Origin of the sequence: Gordonia ajococcus (genome assembly GCF_012974285.1) — a bacterium.
GTDB classification, from domain to species: Bacteria; Actinomycetota; Actinomycetes; order Mycobacteriales; family Mycobacteriaceae; genus Gordonia; species Gordonia amicalis.
Window position 1 is genome coordinate 645697 of the sequence record NZ_CP052884.1, and the last position, 21794, is coordinate 667490.

General features: G+C 67.8%; 19 protein-coding genes and 1 pseudogene. 11 read left to right on the forward strand and 9 right to left on the reverse strand.

Going from position 1 to position 21794, the window contains the following annotated elements:
• The first annotated feature begins 18 nt into the window (after positions 1 to 18).
• Positions 19 to 894 carry a carbon-nitrogen hydrolase family protein gene (locus GAA2_RS02940; protein ID WP_006438732.1) on the forward strand — a complete coding sequence of 292 codons (876 nt, stop codon included), beginning with the start codon at positions 19 to 21 and terminating at the stop codon, positions 892 to 894.
• Entirely contained in the window at positions 891 to 2033 is a 1143-nt protein-coding gene (locus GAA2_RS02945) for an LmeA family phospholipid-binding protein (protein WP_006438731.1), read from the forward strand. Before GAA2_RS02940 ends, GAA2_RS02945 begins: the two co-directional genes overlap by 4 nt.
• 12 nt (positions 2034 to 2045) lie before the next feature.
• Here GAA2_RS02945 and GAA2_RS02950 read toward each other — a convergent pair whose 3' ends face one another.
• A complete protein-coding gene (locus tag GAA2_RS02950) occupies positions 2046 to 2639 on the reverse strand; it encodes a GNAT family N-acetyltransferase (protein ID WP_006438730.1) in 594 nt (197 codons plus the stop codon).
• 231 nt (positions 2640 to 2870) lie between these two features.
• Here GAA2_RS02950 and GAA2_RS02955 point away from each other — a divergent pair, with 231 nt between their 5' ends.
• The 3 genes from GAA2_RS02955 (at position 2871) to GAA2_RS02965 (ending at position 8195) form a co-directional block, all read left to right on the forward strand.
• On the forward strand, positions 2871 to 4634 hold the full coding sequence (locus GAA2_RS02955) for an ABC transporter ATP-binding protein (RefSeq protein ID WP_006438729.1): 1764 nt from the start codon (positions 2871 to 2873) through the stop codon (positions 4632 to 4634).
• Positions 4627 to 6405, forward strand: a complete 1779-nt coding sequence (locus GAA2_RS02960) for an ABC transporter ATP-binding protein (RefSeq protein WP_006438728.1) — start codon at positions 4627 to 4629, stop codon at positions 6403 to 6405. The genes GAA2_RS02955 and GAA2_RS02960 overlap by 8 nt, the downstream gene beginning before the upstream one ends.
• Positions 6406 to 7202: 797 nt before the next feature.
• The gene (locus GAA2_RS02965; RefSeq protein WP_006438726.1) at positions 7203 to 8195 is read left to right on the forward strand and encodes an alpha/beta hydrolase; all 993 of its coding nucleotides are present in this window, start codon (positions 7203 to 7205) and stop codon (positions 8193 to 8195) included.
• Positions 8196 to 8235: 40 nt separating this feature from the next.
• On the opposite strand, the gene purU is transcribed toward GAA2_RS02965, so the two are convergent.
• A complete protein-coding gene (gene purU, locus GAA2_RS02970) occupies positions 8236 to 9132 on the reverse strand; it encodes a formyltetrahydrofolate deformylase (protein WP_006438725.1) in 897 nt (298 codons plus the stop codon).
• A 27-nt stretch (positions 9133 to 9159) separates the two neighbouring features.
• Between purU and deoC the strand changes: the two genes are divergently transcribed.
• Entirely contained in the window at positions 9160 to 9837 is a 678-nt protein-coding gene (gene deoC / locus GAA2_RS02975) for a deoxyribose-phosphate aldolase (protein ID WP_174324766.1), read from the forward strand.
• A gap of 15 nt (positions 9838 to 9852) precedes the next feature.
• Here deoC and GAA2_RS02980 read toward each other — a convergent pair whose 3' ends face one another.
• Together GAA2_RS02980 and GAA2_RS02985 are read right to left on the reverse strand one after the other, a co-directional pair.
• Entirely contained in the window at positions 9853 to 10854 is a 1002-nt protein-coding gene (locus tag GAA2_RS02980) for an NAD(P)/FAD-dependent oxidoreductase (RefSeq protein WP_006438723.1), read from the reverse strand.
• A 43-nt stretch (positions 10855 to 10897) separates the two neighbouring features.
• On the reverse strand, positions 10898 to 11710 hold the full coding sequence (locus tag GAA2_RS02985) for a class I SAM-dependent methyltransferase (protein ID WP_006438722.1): 813 nt from the start codon (positions 11708 to 11710) through the stop codon (positions 10898 to 10900).
• Between the two features lie 48 nt (positions 11711 to 11758).
• Between GAA2_RS02985 and GAA2_RS02990 the strand changes: the two genes are divergently transcribed.
• From GAA2_RS02990 to GAA2_RS03000, 3 genes and pseudogenes are all read left to right on the forward strand, one after another.
• Positions 11759 to 12343, forward strand: coding sequence for a helix-turn-helix domain-containing protein (locus GAA2_RS02990; RefSeq protein ID WP_006438721.1), 585 nt, complete (start codon positions 11759 to 11761; stop codon positions 12341 to 12343).
• A 52-nt stretch (positions 12344 to 12395) separates the two neighbouring features.
• Positions 12396 to 13652: an Ig-like domain-containing protein gene (locus GAA2_RS02995; RefSeq protein WP_040005093.1), complete on the forward strand. Its 1257-nt coding sequence runs from the start codon at positions 12396 to 12398 to the stop codon at positions 13650 to 13652.
• 105 nt (positions 13653 to 13757) lie between these two features.
• Positions 13758 to 14736, forward strand: a pseudogene (locus GAA2_RS03000) (IS481 family transposase).
• Positions 14737 to 14752: 16 nt separating this feature from the next.
• Here GAA2_RS03000 and GAA2_RS03005 read toward each other — a convergent pair.
• Positions 14753 to 15517 carry an SDR family NAD(P)-dependent oxidoreductase gene (locus GAA2_RS03005; RefSeq protein ID WP_191834711.1) on the reverse strand — a complete coding sequence of 255 codons (765 nt, stop codon included), beginning with the start codon at positions 15515 to 15517 and terminating at the stop codon, positions 14753 to 14755.
• Positions 15518 to 15592: 75 nt separating this feature from the next.
• Here GAA2_RS03005 and GAA2_RS03010 point away from each other — a divergent pair, with 75 nt between their 5' ends.
• Together GAA2_RS03010 and GAA2_RS03015 are read left to right on the forward strand one after the other, a co-directional pair.
• Positions 15593 to 16720 carry an ROK family transcriptional regulator gene (locus tag GAA2_RS03010; RefSeq protein WP_006435850.1) on the forward strand — a complete coding sequence of 376 codons (1128 nt, stop codon included), beginning with the start codon at positions 15593 to 15595 and terminating at the stop codon, positions 16718 to 16720.
• A 70-nt stretch (positions 16721 to 16790) separates the two neighbouring features.
• Positions 16791 to 17600, forward strand: coding sequence for a transglutaminase-like domain-containing protein (locus GAA2_RS03015; RefSeq protein WP_096273018.1), 810 nt, complete (start codon positions 16791 to 16793; stop codon positions 17598 to 17600).
• 6 nt (positions 17601 to 17606) lie between these two features.
• Here the strand turns inward: GAA2_RS03015 and otsB are convergent, their stop codons facing one another.
• From otsB to GAA2_RS03035, 4 genes are all read right to left on the reverse strand, one after another.
• Positions 17607 to 18392 carry a trehalose-phosphatase gene (otsB, locus tag GAA2_RS03020; protein ID WP_096273020.1) on the reverse strand — a complete coding sequence of 262 codons (786 nt, stop codon included), beginning with the start codon at positions 18390 to 18392 and terminating at the stop codon, positions 17607 to 17609.
• On the reverse strand, positions 18389 to 19978 hold the full coding sequence (locus GAA2_RS03025; RefSeq protein ID WP_006435847.1) for a trehalose-6-phosphate synthase: 1590 nt from the start codon (positions 19976 to 19978) through the stop codon (positions 18389 to 18391). The genes otsB and GAA2_RS03025 overlap by 4 nt, the downstream gene beginning before the upstream one ends.
• A 4-nt stretch (positions 19979 to 19982) precedes the next feature.
• A complete protein-coding gene (locus tag GAA2_RS03030) occupies positions 19983 to 20144 on the reverse strand; it encodes a hypothetical protein (protein WP_005200235.1) in 162 nt (53 codons plus the stop codon).
• 113 nt (positions 20145 to 20257) lie between these two features.
• Complete coding sequence (locus GAA2_RS03035) at positions 20258 to 21739, reverse strand: threonine/serine exporter ThrE family protein (protein WP_159404513.1); 1482 nt, start codon at positions 21737 to 21739, stop codon at positions 20258 to 20260.
• Positions 21740 to 21794: the final 55 nt, after the last annotated feature.

Below are 21794 nucleotides of genomic sequence, written 5' to 3' on the forward strand. Positions count from 1 at the left end.
GGCATTACTGTGGCGGCTATGCGTGTGGCGATGGCCCAGATCAGCTCGACCGACGATCCGAGCGAGAACCTGGCGACCCTGCGTGCGGCGACGCAGGAGGCGGCATCGCGCGGGGCGCGGCTGGTGGTGTTCCCGGAGGCGACGATGTGCCGGTTCGGCGTGCCGCTGAAGCCGGTGGCGGAGGAAATCGACGGGTCGTGGGCACGCGGGGTGTCGGAGGTCGCGGCGTCGGCCGGTGTGACCGTGGTGGCCGGGATGTTCACCCCTTCGGATGACGGTCGCGTGTTCAACACGGTCCTCGTCGCGCATCCCGACGGGTCGCGCCTCGGCTACGACAAACTGCACCTCTACGACGCCTTCGGTTTTCACGAGTCCAAGACCGTCGCGCCCGGTGCGGAGCCGGTGACCTTCGAGGTCGACGGGGTCACCGTGGGAGTTGCGACCTGCTACGACATCAGGTTTCCCGCCCTGTTCACGACCCTGGCACGACGCGGCGCACAGGTCATCGTGGTGCCCACGTCCTGGGGTGCCGGGCCCGGCAAGATCCACCAGTGGGAGGTGCTCGCCACGGCTCGCGCGCTGGATTCCACGACCTTCGTCGTCGCGGTGGGACAGGCCCTTCCGCCGGATGAGGCGGTCGCCGGATCCGGGGTCCCGACCGGGATCGGACACAGCCAAATCACAGACCCCTTCGGTACGGTGGTCGCCGCGTACCCGGAGACGGTCTGTGTCGATGTTCACGACCTCGACCTGGAACTGGTCGAGAAGGCTCGTATGCAACTGGCGGTCCTAGCCAACGAGCGAGCTTTGCCGGTCGGCGATGCGGTGCACAGCGAGTTGACACCCGCCGGCGAACGGCTCCGAGAGTCCGACGACCGAGGACGGAACCCATGAGCGACGACAACAAGACTCCCGGTGATGACCCCCGAGACGCGGGCACACCCTCCGGAGACGAACCGGTGACCACCGGCGACGAGTGGCGTCCGGTGTCCGGTGACGGTCCGGCCGAGTCGAACGCCGGGCCGGTCGTCCCCGAGACGGGGGAGACCGAACAGTTCCCGACGACACCGGTCGCCCCGGGGGCACACGCGTATTCGAACGTCCCGCCGTCCGAGGCGGATACCACCGGCCTGGGTGGCGGACCGGGCACGCCGGGCACCGCGCGGTTCCCGCCCGGTGAGACCCCCTACGGGGATGAGTCGAGTGCACCCCTAGAGACGCCTGGCAGCGGCCCGGTGATCACCTCGCCGCGGAAGAATCGCAGCACCGGGAAGATCGTGGCGCTGAGCCTCGTCGCCGTGCTGCTCCTGGCCGTGATCGGCGCGGTCGGCAGCGAACTCTATCTGCGCAACAAGGTCACGAACTGCCTCGAGGACTCGTTCAGCGGCCTCACCGGTGTAGCCACCTCGGTGTCCCTGAGTCGCAAACCGATCATCATGCAGGGCACCGGCGACATCCCGTACGTGCAGGTCGACACCAAGGACGGCTCCGACGCCAACGGAGTACGTCTGCACATGCGCGCCGACGGCATCTCCGGCGACAACACCAGTACCGACATCCGCACCCTCAACGGCCACGGCTTCATCCCGTACGAGCGGATCGTCGAGCTCAGCAAGGAGAGTGCGCCTCCGGGTGCCGGTGGCCAGAGCACCGGCAACGGTGCGAGCCCGGTCGGTTCGGTCGAGGAGATCACCGGCAACGCGGCCGAGGGCACCTTCGAGGTACAGGCCGGGTTCCCGGTCATGTTCTTCTCCGTGCCGGTCTCGGCGACCATCAAGCCGGTCCTCCAGGACGGCCGGGTCGACTTCCAGGTCGTCAAGGCCAGCGCGCTGGTGTTCGGCATCCCGCCGGACTTCGCACAGCAGATCGTCGACCAGGTCACCACGTCGGCGCTCGGACCGTTCTTCGACGAGGTCCAGGTCGATCAGTTGACGGTCACCGACACCGGGCTCGAGTTCGCGATCAGCGGTTCCGACGTCCAGCTCACCAACGAGATGACCGGAAACCAGGAGTCGGGCGGCTGCTCGGCCTGACCGGGCCGTCGGTCACCGCTCGGCGTCCGCGGGGGGATCGACACGGTGGACCCACACCGTGGGCCCGTCGGTGAGCGTGTATTCGGCGCGGACAACCGACTTCCACCGCCGGGTGTAGACCGCGGACATCACGGGGTCGGCCGTACCCGCGGTCACCGGCAGGCCCTGCCGTCGCCCCTTCTCCACGATGGCGTCGACGAGGCGGGACAGTACCCCGCTGCGCCGGTGATCCGGGTGGACGAGGCCGAAGATGATGCCGATCGACTCGTCGGCGACGGAGGCCTCGGCATTCGCGCGCCTGAATTCGGTGAAACGTTCGACGAATCCGTCCAGGGTCCGGACGTAGTACCGATTCCGCTCTTTGAGATCGGCGTCGACGATGCCGTTCGCCCGGCCCGGCTCCGAAATCGCGGCGAGCGCGATCAATCTCCCCGATTCATCGAAAACTCCGTACATGCCCGCAAGATTCTCGGCGAACAGGACCTCGCCGTACCACCGGTAGGCGTGGGCCGGAGCCTCCTCGCCGAGAACCCATCGATAGGCCGGAACCTCGCGGAGTCCGGTTTCGAGCAGGTCCAGTGCGTCTTCCCGATCGGACTCCGTCAACAGCCGAGCTCCGTTCACAGATGCCAGGATGCCTTTCGTCACCGCTACATATCAGCACAGCGACACCACGCCGGCACGCTTCCGCCGCGTCCGGGCGGTGCGGCTGAAATCGATCTGTAGACTTCACAACCGCCTGACGACCTCTACGGTGTGAGGCAGCATTATGTCGGCGCCGACATCCGACGCCGATTCTCGTCCTGTTCCGTTTCCAGTTCGGAGTGGTCTCGCCCGATGCCCGTCACCCCATCGTTCAACAGAGATGAGGTGCGCGCGCTTCTCGGTCTCGTGGGCACCGCGCTCAGGTCGTCACCGTGGGCGGTGGCCGGTTTCGTGGTCTTTCAGCTCGCGAGCGTGTTCACCTCGCTCGCGCAGCCGGCCCTCAACGCCGCGATCATCGATGACGGAATCCTGCGCGGCGACGTGGGGACGATCAAGTTCGTGGGCCTCATCATGGTCGCGGTCGCGGTGGTCAATCTCGTGGTCGCCATCGGCGCGACCTACTTCGCTTCCCATGTGTCGGCGGTGGCCGCACGCGATCTGCGCAGTCGGCTCAACGGCCGTATCGGAGCCCTCACGAACCAGCAGGTTGCCCGCCTGGGACTGTCCAGCCTGTTGACCAGGTCCACCGGGGACGTGGGGCAGATCCAAGGCTTCCTGTTCATCGGTCTCACGATCGTCGTGACCGCGCCGCTCATGCTGTTCGGTGCACTGGTCCTGTCGCTCTCGCAGGCGTGGCAGATGGCTCCGGTGATCCTCGTCGCCGGTCTGCTCCTGGTCGCGCTGATCGGCACGCTGGTGCGGCGCCTCCTCCCGTGGGCCGCCCTCATGCAACGCCGTCTCGACGTCGTGAACCGGGTACTCCGGGAGCAGCTGCGTGGGATCGCGGTGATCCGGACCTTCCGTCGTGAGGACCGTGAGCGTGCCCGATTCGCCGCGGAGAACGACGAACTCACCCACGTGGCACTGCGGCTGGGACGAACGCAGGTTCTGATGCTCCCGACCGTCACGGCCGTGTCCAACCTCGCGGCGGTGGCAGTGGCCGCGCTGGGCGCCGTCTACGTCGACCGTGGTCAGATGCAGATCGGCCAGATCACGGCCGCCGTCGGCTATCTCGGCCAGATCCTGCTGGCCGTGTCGATGCTGACGGTGATCGCCGGTGTCATCCCGCGAGCGGTCACCAGCGCAGGCCGTATCGGCGAGGTGCTCGACACCGAGGTGCTCGAATCCGGTGACGCCGACCCCGCCACGCCATCCCCGGCACCCGCCCTGGTCTTCGAATCGGTGTCCGTCGGGTACCCGGGCGCCGAAGCACCCGCAATCGACGGGATCTCGTTGACCTGCGCGGCCGGTTCGGTGACCGGTGTTCTCGGCGGGACCGGGAGCGGCAAGTCGACGCTGCTCTCGCTGCCCTTGCGTTTCGCCGACCCCGATGCGGGCGTGGTGCGCTGGGACGGAGCGGACGTGACCGGCTTGGCCCCGGCGTGGGTACGCGCGCGTTCGGCGTTCACCGGGCAGGGCGCCGCGCTGGTCACCGGCACGATTGCCGAGAACCTGCGGCTCGGGCGTCCGGACGCCACCGACGCCGAACTGTGGGAGGCGCTCGAGGTGGCAGCGGCCGACGACTTCGTCGCCGCCCGGCAGGGTGGATTGGCCGCTTCGGTCGCGCAGGAAGGACGCAACTTCTCCGGGGGTCAGCGTCAGCGACTGGCGTTGGCCCGCGCTGTCCTGCGACGTCCGTCGCTGTACGTGCTGGACGACCCGTTCAGTGCGCTTGACGTCGACACCGAGCAGCGAATCATCGCCAATCTGCGGCTCGCCCATCCGGAGTCGACCATCTTGATCGCGGCGCAACGGGTTTCGTCGGTGCGGCACGCCGATGTCATCGGGGTGCTCGAGGACGGCCGTCTGGTCGCGGTCGGGACGGACGAGACGCTGCGCACCGACAGCGAGATCTACCGCGAGATCGCCCACGCGCAGGCGGTGACCAATGCCTGACGGCAGCAGGCGCGACGGCTCGTTGCGGTGGCTGATGCGACAGTTGCATCTGAGCCGCGGTCGGGCGGCCACGATTTCTCTCTTCGCGATCACGGCCTCGCTGGGAGGAGTCGTCGGGCCGATCCTCTTCGGCGCGATCACAAACGTGATCGTCGACGGAACGACCGGGGCCGGGATGGACTGGAACCGACTCTGGTCGCTGCTCGGCGCGCAGGCCGTGATCTATGTGGTCGTCGCCTGCCTGACCTTCACGCAGGGACAGTTGTTGACCATCGCGGTGCAGCGATCCGTGGCGGGGCTGCGCACTCGCATCGAGGACAAGGTCCACCGGCTCCCGTTGCGCTACTTCGAGTCCAACAATCGCGGAGTGCTGGTCAGCAAGCTCACCGCACACACCGACAACTCCGCCACCGTCATCGCGCCCGTGCTGGTGACGGTCCCCACGAACGTGCTGACCCTGGTCGTGGTGACGATCGTGCTGTTCGTCATCTCGCCGCTGCTGGCCGTGGTCGCACTCGCCGCCGCGCCGGTGTCGGCGGCCGCTTCGGTCGTGATCGCGCGCAAGGTCCGACCGTTCCTGGAGACCAGGTGGACCACCACGGCAGCGCTCACCGGACACATCGAGGAGGAACTCAGCGCCCGTCGCATGTTGCAGGCGTACAACGCCGAGCCCCTCGCCAGACGCCGCTTCGACGACCTCAACGAGAGGTTGTTCGGTTCGACGCGTTCAGCACAGTGGACCGCCGGCACCCTCGCACCGGTGCTCGGCGCGATCAATGCCGTCGTCTTCCTGATCCTGGCGGTCCTCGGCGGCATCATGGTCGTCGATGGAACCCTGAGTCTCGGCGCAGCTCAGGTGGCCGTGATCTTCGCGCAGCAGCTGTCGTCCGCGGTGCGCGAACTGGCCGGATTCGTGACCAAGGTGCAGTCGGGCACGGTGTCGGCGAGCAAAGTGCGCGAAGTGCTCGACGAGCCGGAGGACGCCGCGCCCGAAACCGACGAGCCAGAGCCTTCGGCGCGGCATCGCCGGCCCCCGGAGATCGTCTTCGACGACGTCGGCTTCGCATACGACGAGGGCTCGCCGGTTCTGGACTCGGTGAGCTTCCGCATGGCTCCGGGCACGACCACGGCGATCGTGGGGTCGACCGGGGCCGGCAAGACGACCCTCACGAACCTGCTGCAGGCCTTCTACCGCCCGACCTCCGGTTCGATACTGATCGACGGCGAGGACTCCGCAGAGCTCGGTCCGCATCGTGTTCGCAACGGGATGGCGGTGGTGACGCAGGACCCGTGGCTGTTCACCGGAACCGTCCGCGAGAACATCGCATACGGCACGTCAGGTGACGACGCGGTGGCCAAGGCGGTTCACGACGGCCACCTGGATCAGATCCTGGCGGCCCTGCCGCGGGGTATCGACACCGAGATCGGCCAGGAGTCGGAGAACCTCAGCGCGGGTGAGAAGCAGCTCGTGACCGTTGCTCGTGCCATCGCGGCATCTCCACGGATACTCATCCTCGACGAGGCGACCAGCGCCGCCGATCCGCGCACCGAATTGCTCGTCCAGCGGGCGCTGCAACGCCTGCGCGCCGGTACGACGACCCTGCTGATCACCCACCGGATGGCGACCGCCGCGCTTGCCGATCAGATCGTCGTCCTCGAGGGCGGCACGATCGTCGAGGCCGGAACCCACGACGAATTGGCAGCCGCCGGCGGCGTCTACGCGCGCCGCTGCGGCGTCGACCTGGAATCCCGGGCCGAGATGAATCGGTAGAGGTCAACGACCATCATCCGGGCGTAATGGTCTCATTTTCGGAACCCATTCATTGATGCGTTCCACTCGATTCGAACGCTTGACCCACTTTGAAGGATCGTGGAACGGAAATTCGCGGATCGGGAAAGTTACGGTTCGGAAGGTTATGGCCGCGGTCAGTCGAATTCGTGGTAAAGGGCGCACGTCGCCAATGGCACACAATTGTGGATTTCGACCGGAAACGTTGCAGCGACGTTGCTAACCGCCGTTCTACCGCCAGGTTTACGGACATGCGTCCAACTAAAATCGATTGTTCGATTAAAGAGGGGCTGTTGACCTGCGCTTTCCGTCGGGATGGATGGCGGAGAAAAGAATATTCGTGACAAGAACCGCGAAGTAATGAAGACATTGCCGAGGCGGATATGTAATCTCTGTCTCAAGCCGTCGCACTGGTGGGAGCAGGCGGTCATATTCCAATCATCTCACCACGGATGGAGGAGAATCATGGCTGATTCAATTGGAGACTCGATCAACGACAGCATCACCGAAACGATCACGGGCGCGATCCTCGAAGCGTTCACCGGTTCGCTCGACGGCGGCACCGAGCCGACGACGTAGATCGACAGACTTTCGAATCGCCTCACAGCCTCGGCTGTGGGGCGATTCGCGTTGGGTGGTCGAAGCGCCGGCGTCGCAGAAGCGTCCGGGGGACCGAATGATCCGCGGTGCGTGTCCGCCGGGCGGCCCGACGCGATACGGTCCATCTGACACGACCCATGCTCGCCCGAGGCCGATCGGGATTCGACGAGGAGGAATGCATGAACCAGCGACTGCGTAGAGGCGGCGCCGCGATCGCGGTCGCGCTGGGCATCGGGCTCACGCTGTCGGCCACCGGTACGACAGGCGTTGCGGCGGCGGCACCGAGTCTCGTGACCGCGGGTTCGCCCACCGAAAGGGTCACCGACATCGTCGTGCACTCCGATGCGATGAACAAAGACATCCCGCTGACGGTCATCAAACCCGCCGACGCGTCCAAGCCGCGTGGGGTTCTCTACCTGCTGAACGGCGCCGGCGGCGGCGAGGATGGTGCCAACTGGCTGGCGAAGACCGACATCGTCGAGTTCACAAAGAACAAGAACCTCTACGTCGTCATCCCCAATCAGGGCCAGTTCAGCTACTACACCGACTGGGAGAAGCCCGACCCCGAGCTCGGCGTCCACAAGTGGTCGACCTTCCTCGGCAAGGAATTGCCGCCCGTCTTCGACGCGCACTTCAACACCTCCGGACGCAACGCGATCGGCGGCATCTCCTCATCCGGTACGTCGGTGCTGAATCTCGCGATCGAGCATCCGGATCTGTACGAGGCCGTCGGCTCCTACAGCGGTTGCCCGACCACCGCGGACCCGTTCGGGCAGAACAGCATCCGTCTCGTGGTCGAGGTGCGTGGCGGCGGCGACGCCAGGAACATGTGGGGGCCGTACAACGGGCCCGGATGGCGCAAGCACGATCCCGTCATCAACGCCCACAAGCTGCGTGGCACCAAGCTCTACATCTCCAACGCGACCGGGCTGCCCGGTCCGTATGACAGCCCGGCGTACGTCAAGAAGCAGGACACCCTCGCCGACCAGATCGTGGTCGGTGGCGTCATCGAGGGCAGCACCATGGCCTGCACCCTGCAGCTGGTGAACCGCCTGCGGCAGTTGAACATCCCCGCGACGGTCGACCTGCCGTCCGTCGGCACCCATTCCTGGGGATACTGGCAGGACCAGCTTCACCGCTCCTGGTCGTTCTACGAACGCGCGCTTCGCTGACCCTTCGAGGCTCGCTTCGCTCGCACCTCAGGGGGCGAGGTTAGTTGAAGATCACCGTCTTTCGGCCGTGCACCAGGACCCGGTCCTCGAGGTGCCAGCGCAGTCCGCGGGACAGTACGAGCGTCTCGATGTCGCGTCCCTGACGCACCATGTCGGTCACCGAGTCGCTGTGATCGACACGGATCACGTCCTGTTCGATGATCGGACCCGCGTCGAGGTCTGCGGTGACGTAATGGCATGTCGCGCCGATCAGTTTGACGCCCCGGGCGAAAGCCTGGTGATACGGGCGGGCGCCGATGAAGCTCGGCAGGAAGCTGTGGTGGATGTTGATCGCGCGGCCGGCCCAGGCATCGCACAGCTGCGGCGGCAGGATCTGCATGAACCGGGCCAGGACCACCGCGTCCGGCTGGTAACCGTCGACGATCCGGGCGAGTTCGGCGAAGGCCTCCGCTTTTCGCTCTCCCCCGAACGGGACGTGATGGAACGGGATTTCGAAACGGGTCGCCAACTCCTCGAGTTGGGGATGATTGCCGACGACGGCCCTGATGGTCGCCGGCAACTCGCCTCGATGTGCACGTCCGAGAAGGTCGATGAGACAGTGGGTTTCCTTGCTTACCAGGAGAACCACGGACTTGGCCTCACGTGTGTCGGTGAGGCGCCACTCGGTCTCGGGGCCGAGCTCGGCGGCGACCTCCGCGGCGAAGCGTGCGCGTAGTTCCTCGGCACTGAACGAGACCGTGTCGGCACGGATGGCCTGGCGGGTGAAGAACCAGCCGGTGTCGGGGTCGGAGTGGTACCCGGCCTCGGTGATCCAGCCGCCGATCTCGGTCAGGAAGGTCGAGATCCGGGCGACGATGCCCGTGCGGTCGGGGCAGCCGAGCGTCAGCACGTAGCGGTGCTCGGTCTGGTCGGTGGGGGTCGTCTGTCCGCTCGTCACGACCCTCAGTGTGCCAAGCTCGTCGATGTGACGAACACGGACCTGCGGCGTAGCGACGTCGCCGCCATCATCGACCACACGCTTCTCAAGCCCGAGGCCACCCGCGCCGACGCGGAGGCCGCCGTTGCCGAGGCCGCCCGCCTGGGTGTGTTCGCGGTGTGCCTGTCGCCGTCGATGCTGCCGATCGACACGGGCTCCCAGCGGACCTGTGTGGTTGCCGGCTTCCCGTCGGGAAAGCACCACTCGCTGGTCAAGGCCGCCGAGGCGCGTCTCGCGGTGGACTCCGGGGCGGATGAGGTCGACATGGTGATCGATGTCGGCGCCGCGGTCGACGGCCGGTTCGACGAGGTCTTCGCCGATGTGCTGACCGTGCGTGAGGCGGTGGGGGATTCGACGCTGCTGAAGGTGATCATCGAGTCCGCGGTCCTGCTGCAGCTCGCCGGCCCGGACACGGTGACCGAGGTGTGCCGCCGTGCCGAGCGGGCGGGTGCGGGCATGGTGAAGACCTCGACCGGTTTCCACCCCGCCGGTGGGGCGAGCGTCGAGGCGGTCCGCCTCATGCGTGCCGCGGTCGGCGACCGTGTCGGGGTCAAGGCGAGCGGAGGCATCCGGACGGCGGAATTCGCCGCCGAGCTCATCGCCGCCGGCGCGACCCGGTTGGGCCTGTCCTCGTCCGCGACCGTGCTCGACGGCTTCCCGGAGTGATCGGCGCGGGGCGGGTCACGCGACTGGCGCGAGTTTCTGTTGCACGTCGGCCATCACCAGATCGGCGTTGATCGCCGCGCCGGCCGAGACCCCTTCACCCATCGCGACGGTCACCACCGCGTTGAGCGTGGTGTTGTTGCCGGCCGCCCAGACACCGGGAATCGCGGTCGCACCCATCGGGCCGGTCTCGACGACCGCGCCCATCGGGGTCTGCGCAAGCGTGCCGCCGAGCCGTTCGTAGAGATCTCCGCGCACCACGAACCTCGGTGCGACGACGACGGCGTCAGCGTCGAGGACGGTGCCGTCGGACAACTCGACACCGTCGAGGCGGGCGATCGCGTCACCGGTGTCCGTCACGTCGTCGCGGATCCGTAGGCGTTCGACGGCCGTGTCGATCACCGTGATCCCGGCCGCGCCGAGGTTCGCGCGCTCCTGCTCACCCAGCGCCTCGGCGCTGTGGGCGACGACGGTGACGGCGTCGCTGAGCTGTCCGAACAGGAGAGCCTGGTGGGCGGACATCGGGCTCGTCGCCAGCACCACGATTCGGGACCCGCGCACCTCGTAGCCGTGGCAGTAGGGGCAGTGGAGGGCATCGTGTCCCAACAGTTCGGCGACGCCGGGGATGTCGGGGAGTTCGTCGACGAGACCGGTCGCCAACAAGAGGCGTCGCGCCCGTACGGTGTCGCCCGACTCGAGGGCCAGGACGAACCGATCGCCGTCCCGGCGGGCGTCGACGACCGTGTCGGGGCGGATCTCGCCGCCGTACCCGCGGACCTCGGCACGTCCTCGCGCCAGGAGTTCGAGCGGCGGGATGCCCTCCTGGCCGAGAACGTTGTGGGCACCGTCGGCCGGGGCGTTGCGGGGTTCACCGCCGTCGATGACGACGACGGAACGCAGCGAACGGGCGAGTGTGGTCGCCGCGCTCAGTCCTGCGGATCCGCCGCCGATGATCGCGACGTCGTGATCAACAGTGGCGGAGCCGGTTTCGGTGGAGGTCGAGTCGGTGGTGGAGTTCATGAGTCCTCGCTCGGGTGTCGGTGGTCAGGTGCCGTAAGGGTGTTCAGGCGGCCGGCCTTGCGACCCACAACAGGCGTCCGGCTCTCAGCGTGAGGTCGGCGCGCTTGTGCAGAGATGCGGGGTCGGCGGGGGCGATGAGGCAATCGAGTGATGCCAGATCCGAGCCGGAGAGGTCGTCGGCCAGTCGATGCCGGAACTGGCTGAACCAGTGAACCGCGTACCGGGCGACGCTCTCGCTCGGCCCGGTACGTGCCACGTGGATCGTGTCCCGGTGCAGCACGTCGTAGCCCGCGGCGCCGAGGGTGTCGGTCCAGTCCACGATGGCCTCCCATCCGGCGCCGGAAGCGGCGGCGTGGCATCGGGCCTCGAGTGTGCCCAGCGCGGTGTCGGCGTCGGGAGCGAACCGGGGCAGGCCCGCCATCTCCACGATCGCGACGACGCCGTCCGGGGCCAGGGCGGCGGCCGCCTGACGCAACAGTGCGGCGGGGTCGGCGACGTGATGCAGCGACATGGCGGCCCAGATCACGTCCGGGGAGTCCAGCGGCGGAAGTCCGTCGTCGAGGTCGGCGACCAGGGTGGTGGTTCTCGACTCGAATCCGCCGGCGCGGGCCCGTTCGTCCACGCGGGCGATCATCTCCGGAGAGCTGTCGACCGCGACGACCTCCGCCCCGGCGAAGTCCCGGGCCAGAGCCTCGGTCCCGGTGCCGGTCCCGGCGCCGAGGTCGACGATCCGCTGCGGAGTCCGGCCGAGGGATCGGGTGATCGCCGCTGCCGCGTCGTCGAGGTAACCGCCGACGAGTTCGGCGTCGAGGTCGAGGGCCGACGCGAGATGTGCGTGCTCATGGGAATGGGTCATGGGATCGACGGTAGCGCGACCATGCGCTAGAGGCATACCATCTTGCCTATGACGCAAGAACTCGACGCGGTCGTCCGCCAGCGCATCCGTGGCCTGCGGCTGGCCAAGGGCTGGACCCTCGACGCCCTGGCTGCGCGGTGCTACCTCTCCCCGTCGACGCTGAGCCGTATCGAGACCGGACATCGGCGGGTCGCGCTGGACCAGCTGGTCCCGATCGCCCGAGCGCTGGGTACGACGCTGGATCAGCTCGTGGAGCCCGCCGACGACACGGACGTCGTGATCCGCCCGCAGCCGCACACAGTCGAGGGGATGACGATGTGGCTGCTCTCGCGCGAGAACAGCCCCCAGGGGGTGACCGTCGCGAAGATGCGCTTCGAACGTGAAGAACCGCTCGACGACCTGAGGGTTCACCCCGGTCGGGAATGGTTCACGGTGCTCTCGGGCACGGTGCGGCTTCGGCTCGGCGACCGCACGATCATCGTCCCGGAAGGTGATGCCGCGGAGTTCTCGACCATGATCCCGCACGCGATCTGTGCCCACGACGGTCCGGTGGAGGTGCTCTCGATCATGGATCACGCGGGCGAACGCGCCCACATGCCGTCCGTGGCAACGGTCGCCGAGGAGCCGGCCTGAGCCACGCGGCTCACCCGGTCGATCACGTGCGGTCGGTAGTGTTGAGCGCGTGATGACTTCTCAGGCCCCGGTGAACCGACGTGCTGTGCTCGCCGCGGCCGGGGTCGGAGTACTCGGGGTCGCGATCGCGGCGTGTACGGGTTCCGACGCCGGCTCGGGCGGCGACAAGCCGGCCGAACCCAAGGCCCGGCTGACCTTCACCCCGCCGCTCGACGGTGAGGCGCCCAGCCCGATCGCCGAGATCTCCGTGCAGGCCGCGGACGGCACGCTCAACCCCGATGTGAAGCTGACGAATCCGCGCGGGCGAGTGGTGAACGGCCGGCTGTCGGAGGACCGGACGAGCTACACCATCGCCGAGCCCCTGGGCTATGGCACCGAATACACCTGGAGCGGAACAGCTCTCGGAACCGACGGCAAGACCGTGCCGGTGGCGGGGAGCTTCACCACGCTCGAGCCGTCGAGTCAGCTGAACGTCGTGGTCAACATCGGCGACGGTCAGGAGGTCGGCATCGCGGCGCCGATCATCCTGAAGTTCAACGGGACCGTCGAGGACAAGGAAGAGGTGGAGCGGGCCCTCACCGTCACCACCACGCCGCCCACCGAGGGGTCGTGGGCCTGGCTCGGCGAGGACAACGGATCTCGCGTGCACTGGCGTCCCCGCGAGTACTGGGCCCCCGGCACCAAGGTGCACATGGACGCGAAGCTGTACGGCCTCGACCACGGCGGCGGCGCCTATGGAGCGGCCGACGTGACCAGTGATTTCTCGATCGGGCGCGCACAGGTGGTGCAGGCCGTGGAGTCCTCGCACCGCATCGTCGTGATCCGGGACGGCGCCGAACTGATGTCCCTGCCCTGCAGCTACGGCGGTGGCGACCTCGACCGCAACGTCACCCGGTCGGGGATCCATGTGGTCACCGAGAAGTACGACGAGTTCTTCATGAGCAACCCGGCGGCCGGCTACTTCAACATCCGGGAACGCTGGGCCGTGCGCATCTCCAACAACGGCGAGTTCATCCACGCCAACCCCGCGACGGTCAACGTCCAGGGCACGGCCAACGTCACCAACGGCTGCATCAACCTGTCCGAGGCCGACGCCGAGCGGTATTTCAACACCGCCGTCTACGGTGACCCCGTGGAGGTCTCGGGAACGCGCATCCAGTTGTCGGAGGCCGACGGTGACATCTACGACTGGATCTTCGACTGGGAGACGTGGCAGGGCATGTCGGCGATCAAGGGTGAGGTGACGGAGTCGTCGGTGCCGGCGACGCCGAGCGGCGCCCCGACCACCAACGTTCCCGCTCCGCGCTAGCTGTAATGACCAGGGACGTTGTGGACGGTGTGGCGCCAGTGAATAGGTGAGGACCTCCGGTATCGGTGTGGTTACCACAACACACGCCGCTACCAAGAGGTCCTCATGTCCCACGCTAATGCCTTACTGACCCCAAAGGGGCGTCTGAAACTCGCTTCGGTGATCATCGATGAGGGCTGGTCGATCCGCCGAGCCGCCGAACGGTTCCAGTGCTCGCCCACCACAGCCAAGAAATGGGCCGACCGCTATCGGGACGGCGGGCCCGCGGCGATGGCTGATCGATCCAGCCGACCCCACCGCAGCCCCAATCGGACCCCCACACGCTGCGAACGGCGAATCATCAACCTGCGCTTCACCCGCCGCTGGGGACCACACCGCATCGCCTACCACCTCCAACTGCCCTGCAGCACCGTCGGAGCGGTGTTACGCCGGTATCAGATGCCGCTGCTACGGCATCTCGACCACAACACGGGCCTGGTCGTCCGCCGGCCTCGACCACGCCGTTACGAGCATCCAGAGCCCGGCGACATGATCCACGTCGATATCAAGAAACTCGGCCGGATCCCCAACGGCGGCGGACACCGCAAACTCGGACGCACGATCGGTAACCGCAACAACAAGAAGAACGGTCGCGGCTACGCCTTCGTTCATCACGCCGTTGATGACCACACCCGACTGGCCTACTCCGAGATCCTCGGCGACGAACGTAAAGAGACCGCCGCCGGATTCTGGTCGCGTGCGAACGACCTACTTCAACAGTCACGGAGTCACCGTCAAACAGGTACTCACCGACAACGGATCCTGCTACCGCTCACACCTTTTCAAGCAAACCCTGGGTCCCGAGATCACGCACAAACGTACCCGTCCGTACCGACCACAAACCAATGGCAAAGTCGAACGATTCAACCGGACGCTGAACCAGGAATGGGCCTACGCCCAGACCTACCTGTCAGACGAGGCCCGCGCCCAGACCTACCAGGACTGGGTTCATCACTACAATCACCACAGACCCCACACAGGCATCGACGGCAAATCACCCATCGAGCGACTCGCCGTCCACAACCTCCCTGGGAAGAACAGCTAGCCCCCCGGAGCGAACGCTAGCCCGTCTTGATGTTGCGCCGCGCCGACGCCTGGTCACGCGGCTTGAGCACGATCTGGTCGAGGTTCACGTGCGGCGGGCGGGAAGCCACGAAGCCGATGACCTCGGCGGTCAGCGGGGTGAGGCCCTCGTAGACGGCGTCGGCGCGTTCCTGATCGCCGGCGAATCGCACGAGCGAGAAGTCGGTCTCGACCATGCCCGGCGCGATCTCGGTGAGACGCACCGGCTTGCCGAGGAGTTCGCCGCGTAGGGTGCGGTGGGTGATCGCCTGAGCGTGTTTGGCCGAGGTGTAGCCGGCACCGTTGTCGTAGGCCTCCAGCGCGGCGACGGAGGTGATGGCGACGATCAGTCCGTCCCCGGACGCGATGAGCGCGGGGATGAGGGCCTTGGTGATCCGCAGGCTGCCCAGGACGTTGGTCTCCCACATCCAGCGCCAGTCGTCGAGGTTCGCGGTGGAAACCGGGTCGAGGCCCTTGGCGCCACCGGCGTTGTTCACGAGTACGTGCACGCGGTCGAGGTCCTCGACGAAGGCCGCCACCGAATCCTCGTCGGTGACGTCGAGCTGCTTGCCGGTGCCGCCGATCTCGGCGGCGAGTGCCTCGACGCGGTCGACGCGCCGCGCGCCGAGCACCACGTGGTAGCCCTGCTTCGCGAGTTGACGAGCGGTGGCGGCGCCGATCCCCGAACTCGCGCCGGTGACGACGGCGATCGGTCGCTCATCAGAGGTCTGTGCGGTGGCGTCGGTGCTGGTGTCAGGGCTCATGCGCCCACCTTACGACGCACTGCGACATCCCCGCCGACGCGTCGGTGTGCGCTCGCGCACTGCTACATTCGTCCCATGCGTGGGGGAGTGATCCCGGCGGCGCTGCAACTGACGTCCACTCCGGCGGCCGCGGTCTTGCATGCGATCCGGGTCAGCGGGCCGGTGACCCGGGATCAGCTCGCCGCGACGACGGGCCTGTCCGCGGCGACGATCAACCGCCAGGTCCATGCGCTGGCGGCACACGGCCTGATCGCCGAGCGACCCGATCTTGCGGGTCCGAAAACCATTGGCCGCCCGAAGAATCCGCTCACCATCGACCGGGACTCGCTGTGCGTCGCGGGGATGCACATCGGTGCCCGGCGCACCGTGCTGGTCATCGCCGATCTCGGTGGGCGCACGCTGCACAGTCATGTCGTACTCACCCCGTCCGGTGACCAGCAGGAGGCGATCGGGCAACTGTGCGCGCAGCTCGCCGAGCTCGCCGGCCGGTTCAGCGGACGACGTCTGCTGTGGGGCGGGGTGGCCGTCGGCGGCGCGGTCGACGTCGAGACGGGTGTGGTGGATCACCGTGTTCTCCGGTGGCATCAGCTCCCGGTGGGCGCAACCCTTGCGGCCCGCCTCGACACCCCGGTGTCGGTGTGTGAACACGTGGAGGCGATGGCCGCCGCGGAACTGTTGCTGGCCGGACCGCGGGACGGGTCCGGGACCGGCCTGTTCTTCTACGCCCGCGAGACCGCAGGTATGGCAATGACTCTCGAAGGCCGCGTACACATCCCTGAACGAGGCGCCGGGACCATTGCGCACCTACCCGTGTCCGCGCCGGTGCTGGCTCCCGGACTCACCCGCGTCCGGCTGCAGAACGTCATCGGTGACGACGCGGCGCTGGCCGCCGCGCAGCGCCTCGGCATCGATCCGGATTCGTCCCGCATCGTCGACGAACGCGCGCGGGTCCTCGGGGAGGCGGTCGCGTTGATCCGTGACGTGATCAACCCGGACACGATCGTCGTCGCCGGTGACGCGTTCTCGGCGCACCCGCGGGGCCTCGCGCCGGTACAGGCGGCCTTCGACGAGGCATCGACCATCGAGTGGTCGCTGGAGATCGCGCCGTCGAGATTCGGTGTGCACGTTCAGGAGAGCGCCGCGGTCGTGGTGGCGCTGAGTGTCATCTACGCCGATCCGATCGCCGCCGTCGCCACACTCTGAACCGCCGTCGGTTCGCGGACACCGACCGCCACGTGTGCCGAGCCGGGGGTGATCACCTACGGTGGGGGGCATGACCCTGCCCCGCGATGTGTCCGCCCGGCTCGAGGTGCGCATCGACGACCCGACCGAACTCGAGATGCAGATCACGGTCGCGAAGCTGCCCGGCCTGCAGTTGCAGGAGGAACTCAAGATCGAGCTGGACGGCGAGGCCGTCGCCGCGGAGGAGCTCGTCGCCGACCACGGGTCGCGGATCCACCGGATGCAGCTCGACCGCGGACTGCTGACGATCGACTACACCGCCGAGATCCTCACTCCCGCGGACCCGCTCCCGGTGGAGAGCACCGACCGGTCGCGGTACCTGCGGCCCAGTCGGTATGCGGAGTGCGACAAGTTCTTCGGGTTCGTCGCCGGGCAGTTCGACCTGTCGCTGCCCGAGGGGGAACTCCTGGATCAGGTGGTGACCTTCGTCCAGAAACGGCTCAGCTACATTCCCGGGACGAGCGACCCCATCGACGGTGCCGTCGACACCCTGCTCGCCGGGGCCGGGGTGTGCCGGGACTACGCACACCTTGTCGTCGCACTCCTCAGAGCGCTGAACATCCCGGCCCGGCTCGTCGCCGTGTACGCGCCGGGATGCTCCCCGATGGATTTCCACGCCGTCGCGGAGGCGATCATCGACGGTCGATGGGTGGTCGTCGACGCCACGCGGCTCGCCCCCCGGCAGTCGTTCGTCCGCATCGCCACCGGACGCGACGCCGCGGACACCGCCTTCCTCGACAACCACCGCGGCACGATCACCCTCAACTCCTATGCGGTGACCGCCACGGTCCGCGGTGAGCTGCCCTACGACGACGCGACGACCCGCATCACCATCGGCTGAACCGGATCAAGCGCCGAGAACGCCTCGCCGCGCGGTGGCCACGTGATCGAGAACGGCGGCGACGTCGTCGGTGTCCCCGATCCGGAATCCGGCGGCCGTATCCCCGTCGCCGACCTTGATACCGATGTCACCGGCGTCGGGACGCAGGTGCGCGAACGCCTTCTCATCGGTCACGTCGTCGCCCAGGTAGATGACGACGTCGCAGTCGAGACGCTCCCGCAGGGTGTCGAGTGCATGTCCCTTGCTGGTTTCGATGACCGCGAGTTCGAGCACGCTCTTGCCCTCGGTGGGATGTACGCCGTCCCAGGCGCCGGGGCCGGATCGTGCGCATTCGAGTGCAGTCACGGCGTCATCCGGGTCCGCGTTGCGGACGTGCAGCACGGTGCTCGCGGGTTTGGTCTCGACCGTCGAGCCGGGGAATCGTGCTGCGATGCCGCGCAATTCGTCGATGAGCCGGACGAGCAGTGCGCGTGCCTCGTCGGTCACCTCGACCGCGAAACCGGTGTCGAACTCGCTGCCGTGACTCCCGACCAGCGTCACCGGTGCCGACAGGCCGGACAGCGCTGCGAGGACGGCGAGCTCACGACCGGAGATGACCGCGACCTCGGTGTCGGCGAGCGCAGCGGCCGCCTCCAGGGCGATGACCGACGCGGGATCGGGTACCGCGTCCTCCGGACGCGACACGATCGGCGACACGCATCCGTCGTAGTCGGAAGCGACGAGCAGCCGCCGTGCGCGCGCCGCCTCCTCGAGGGCCTCGCGTAGCGCCGCGGGAATCCCGGTGTCGCTCATACGTTGTCGACGACCCCGTCCGACGCCTCGGCGGCCTCGGCGTCCGAGTCCACCAGGTGTACACCGCGGTTCGGTTCCAGTTCGGTCTCCGAGTTCTCGCCGAGAGTACCCAGGAAGCTGCGGGCCCATTTGTCGACGTCGTGGGCGAGTACCTGTCGGCGCAGCGCCCGCATGCGGCGTCGTCCCTCGTGTTCGCTCTGGTTCACCGCTGCCTCGATGGCGTCCTTCACTCCGTCGAGGTCATACGGGTTGGCCTGGTACGCCGACCGCAATTCGGCTGCGGCACCGGTGAACTCGCTGAGCACCAGGGCGCCGCCGAGGTCACTGCGGCAGGCCACGTACTCCTTGGCCACGAGGTTCATGCCGTCGCGCAGGGGTGTCACCAGCATTACATCGGCGGCCACGAAGAAGGCGATGAGCTCATCGCGCGGCACCGGTCGGTGGAGATACTGGACGACCGGCCGGCTCACCGTGCTGCTGTGGTTGCCGTTGATGTTGCCGACCAGTTGCTCGATTCCCGCGCGCATCCGCTTGTAGCTCTCGACGCGTTCCCGACTGGGGGTGGCGAGCTGGATCATCACCGTTTCGGACGGGTCGAGCCGTTCCTCGTCCAGCAACTCCGAGATCGCCTTGAGGCGGACGTCGATGCCCTTGGTGTAGTCGAGTCGGTCGACGCCGAGCATGATCGTTCTGGGGTTGCCCAGTTCCTTGCGGATCTCGGCGGCCCGATCACGGATCTTCTTGGTCTTCGCCAGTGCGGCGAGTTCGCCGGAGTCGATCGAGATCGGGAACGCACCCACGCGCACGGTGCGGAAGCCGGCCTGGACGACGCCGAAGCGCGACCGGACACCGACGGTGCCCTTGCTGGTGGCCTGGCCGGCCAGCCGGCGCGCGAGGAAGAGGAAGTTCTGAGCTCCACCGGGCAGGTGGAAACCGATCAGGTCGGCGCCCAGGAGGCCCTCGACGATCTCGGTGCGCCACGGCATCTGCATGAACAGTTCCACCGGCGGGAACGGGATGTGTAGGAAGAAGCCGATCTTCACGTCGGGCCGCAGCATGCGCAGCATCTTCGGGACGAGCTGCAGCTGATAGTCCTGCACCCACACGACCGCACCCTCGCCGGCCGCCTTCGACGCGGCCTCGGCGAACCGCCGGTTGACCTCGACATAGGTGTTCCACCACTCGCGGTGGTACTCGGGTTTGACGATGACGTCGTGGTAGAGCGGCCACAGTGCGCCGTTGGAGAAGCCCTCGTAGTACTCGGCGATCTCCCGGGTGGACAGCGGCACCGCGTGGATGTCGATGCCCTCGATGTCCGGGGGATTGTCGTCGGAATCGGGGATACCCGACCATCCGACCCACGCACCGGTGTTGGCTCGCAGAATCGGTTCGAGAGCGGTCACCAGGCCGCCGGGACTCCGCTTCCAGTTGACCGTGCCGTCGGGCAGGACCTCCTTGTCGACGGGCAGACGGTTGGCGACGACGACGAACTCTGCGCCGTCGTGCGGAGCAACCCGGTTGGGCCCCTCCCCGTACTCGCGGTCTCGGGCGGCGTCGTGCCCGGTTCCAGCCGGTCGCGGCGTCACCTGATCAGGCGTTCTCGCCCGGCGCGATCCCCAGCATGGCGAGCAGCATCCGGCATTCGTCGGCGTCGGTGGCGTAGGCGGCCACGACGCGACGCGCCGAATTGGCGGTCTCGTCGGCTACCGGTTCCAGTTCTTCGTCGGCGATGTCGGTGGTCTTCGCGGGCATGTGAGTCCCCTCGTAGTGCGTGCGGTGTCGCGGTGTGGCCTGGGGCCGTACGGGCTCGAGCGGCCGGTGGGTGGCGCGCCCGATTCGCCATTCTACCCGGGGGATGAGGGTGCTCAGAACCGCCGCGGTGGTGGGGGCCACCGGCGGTTCTGGCGGATCGCCCGCCCCTCGCGGGCCTCGCGCTGGGCGAGGAGGCGGCGCCGCAGGCTCCAGTCGGGCCGCGGGGGCAGCTGTGGCCGGCGCAGCGACCGGGCGACGAACTCGCCGAGGGTGACGCCCGCGGCGAGGGCGCATCCGATGGCGAGGGCGTTCGCGATCCAGGTGAAACCGCTGAGCGTCTGTTCGCTGAGGATGCCGTACAGGCCGCGGTAGACGGCCAGACCCGGCAGGAGCGGGGTGATGCCGGCGACCGCGACGACCAGCGGCGGCGTCAGCGCGCGGCGGGCCATCAGGCCGCCGACGAGTCCGACGAATGCAGCGGCGAGACCGTTGGCGATCACGTCGCCGATGGAGGTGAAGGTCGCCGAGGCCGCGACCGCGGTACCGATGAGGCCGCCGAGGAAGGCGACCCCGAGCGCGCGTGTCTCGGCATAGCTGGCCAGTGCGTAGGCGCAGGCCGCGAAGGCGCCCGCAGCCACCCGAATCGGCAGTTCCACCGCTTCGAAGCTGGTGGTCGTGGTGATCGTCGGCAGGAAGATGCCGCCCGCCTCGAGCAGCCGGATGGCCACACCGACACCGGCGATGATGCCGCCGGTCATGAGGAGGAGTTCGAAGAACCGGGCGACGCCGGTGATCGGGGCGCCGGTGATGGCGTCCTGCACCGAACCGACGAGCGACAGCCCCGAGAGCAGGACGACGATGCCGGCGGCGATGACCTGTGACGGTGTTATCTCCACACCGAGCCGGTCGGCCGCGCCGAAGACGAGGGCCGCCGGGACCACGGCGATGAATCCGCCGACGAGCTGCTGAAAGAAGACGGGCGTACCGATCCGGTTGAGGTTCCGGTTGATCACCACGATCGCGACCGTGGTGAGGAACGCCAGGGCGGCGACCAGGTACTGGCCGCCGAGCAGGACGGAGATCCCCGACGCCATCGCGCCCCACGCGACCGTCGCGACCCAGTGCGGGTACGGATGTGGCGCGGTGATGATCTCGTCGACCATCCGGTGCGCGGTCGACGGGGTGATGCCGGAGTCGCGGATGCGCCGGACGAGCCGGTCCACCTGGGCGAGCCGGGTGAAGTCCATCGAGCGGTAGTAGACCTGCTCCATCGTGGTGATCGGCGGGAGGGTGGCGCCTCGCCGGGCGCTGACGACGATCGTGTTGTACGTCACGTCGACGTCGACGTCGTCGAGGCCGTAAACGCCTGCGACGAACTTGATCTGGGTCTGGGTGTCGATTGCGCCGGTGCCCGAGTCGAGCAGGACGGCGCCGATCTTGGTGGCGAGGTCGAGCACCTCGGTGATCGCCGCGACGTCGAACGGTTCGATCGGTTTGCGCGGCGACACCATGATGCTGCCGGGTTCGATCGTGTCGATCGTCGCCTGCCGGGTACCGGTGAGCCGACGAAGCGCGCGGCCGAGGAACTCGCGCACCCATGCCTCCTTGGATCGGTCGGACCTTCGCGGTCGGTCGGAGTCGACGATGGTC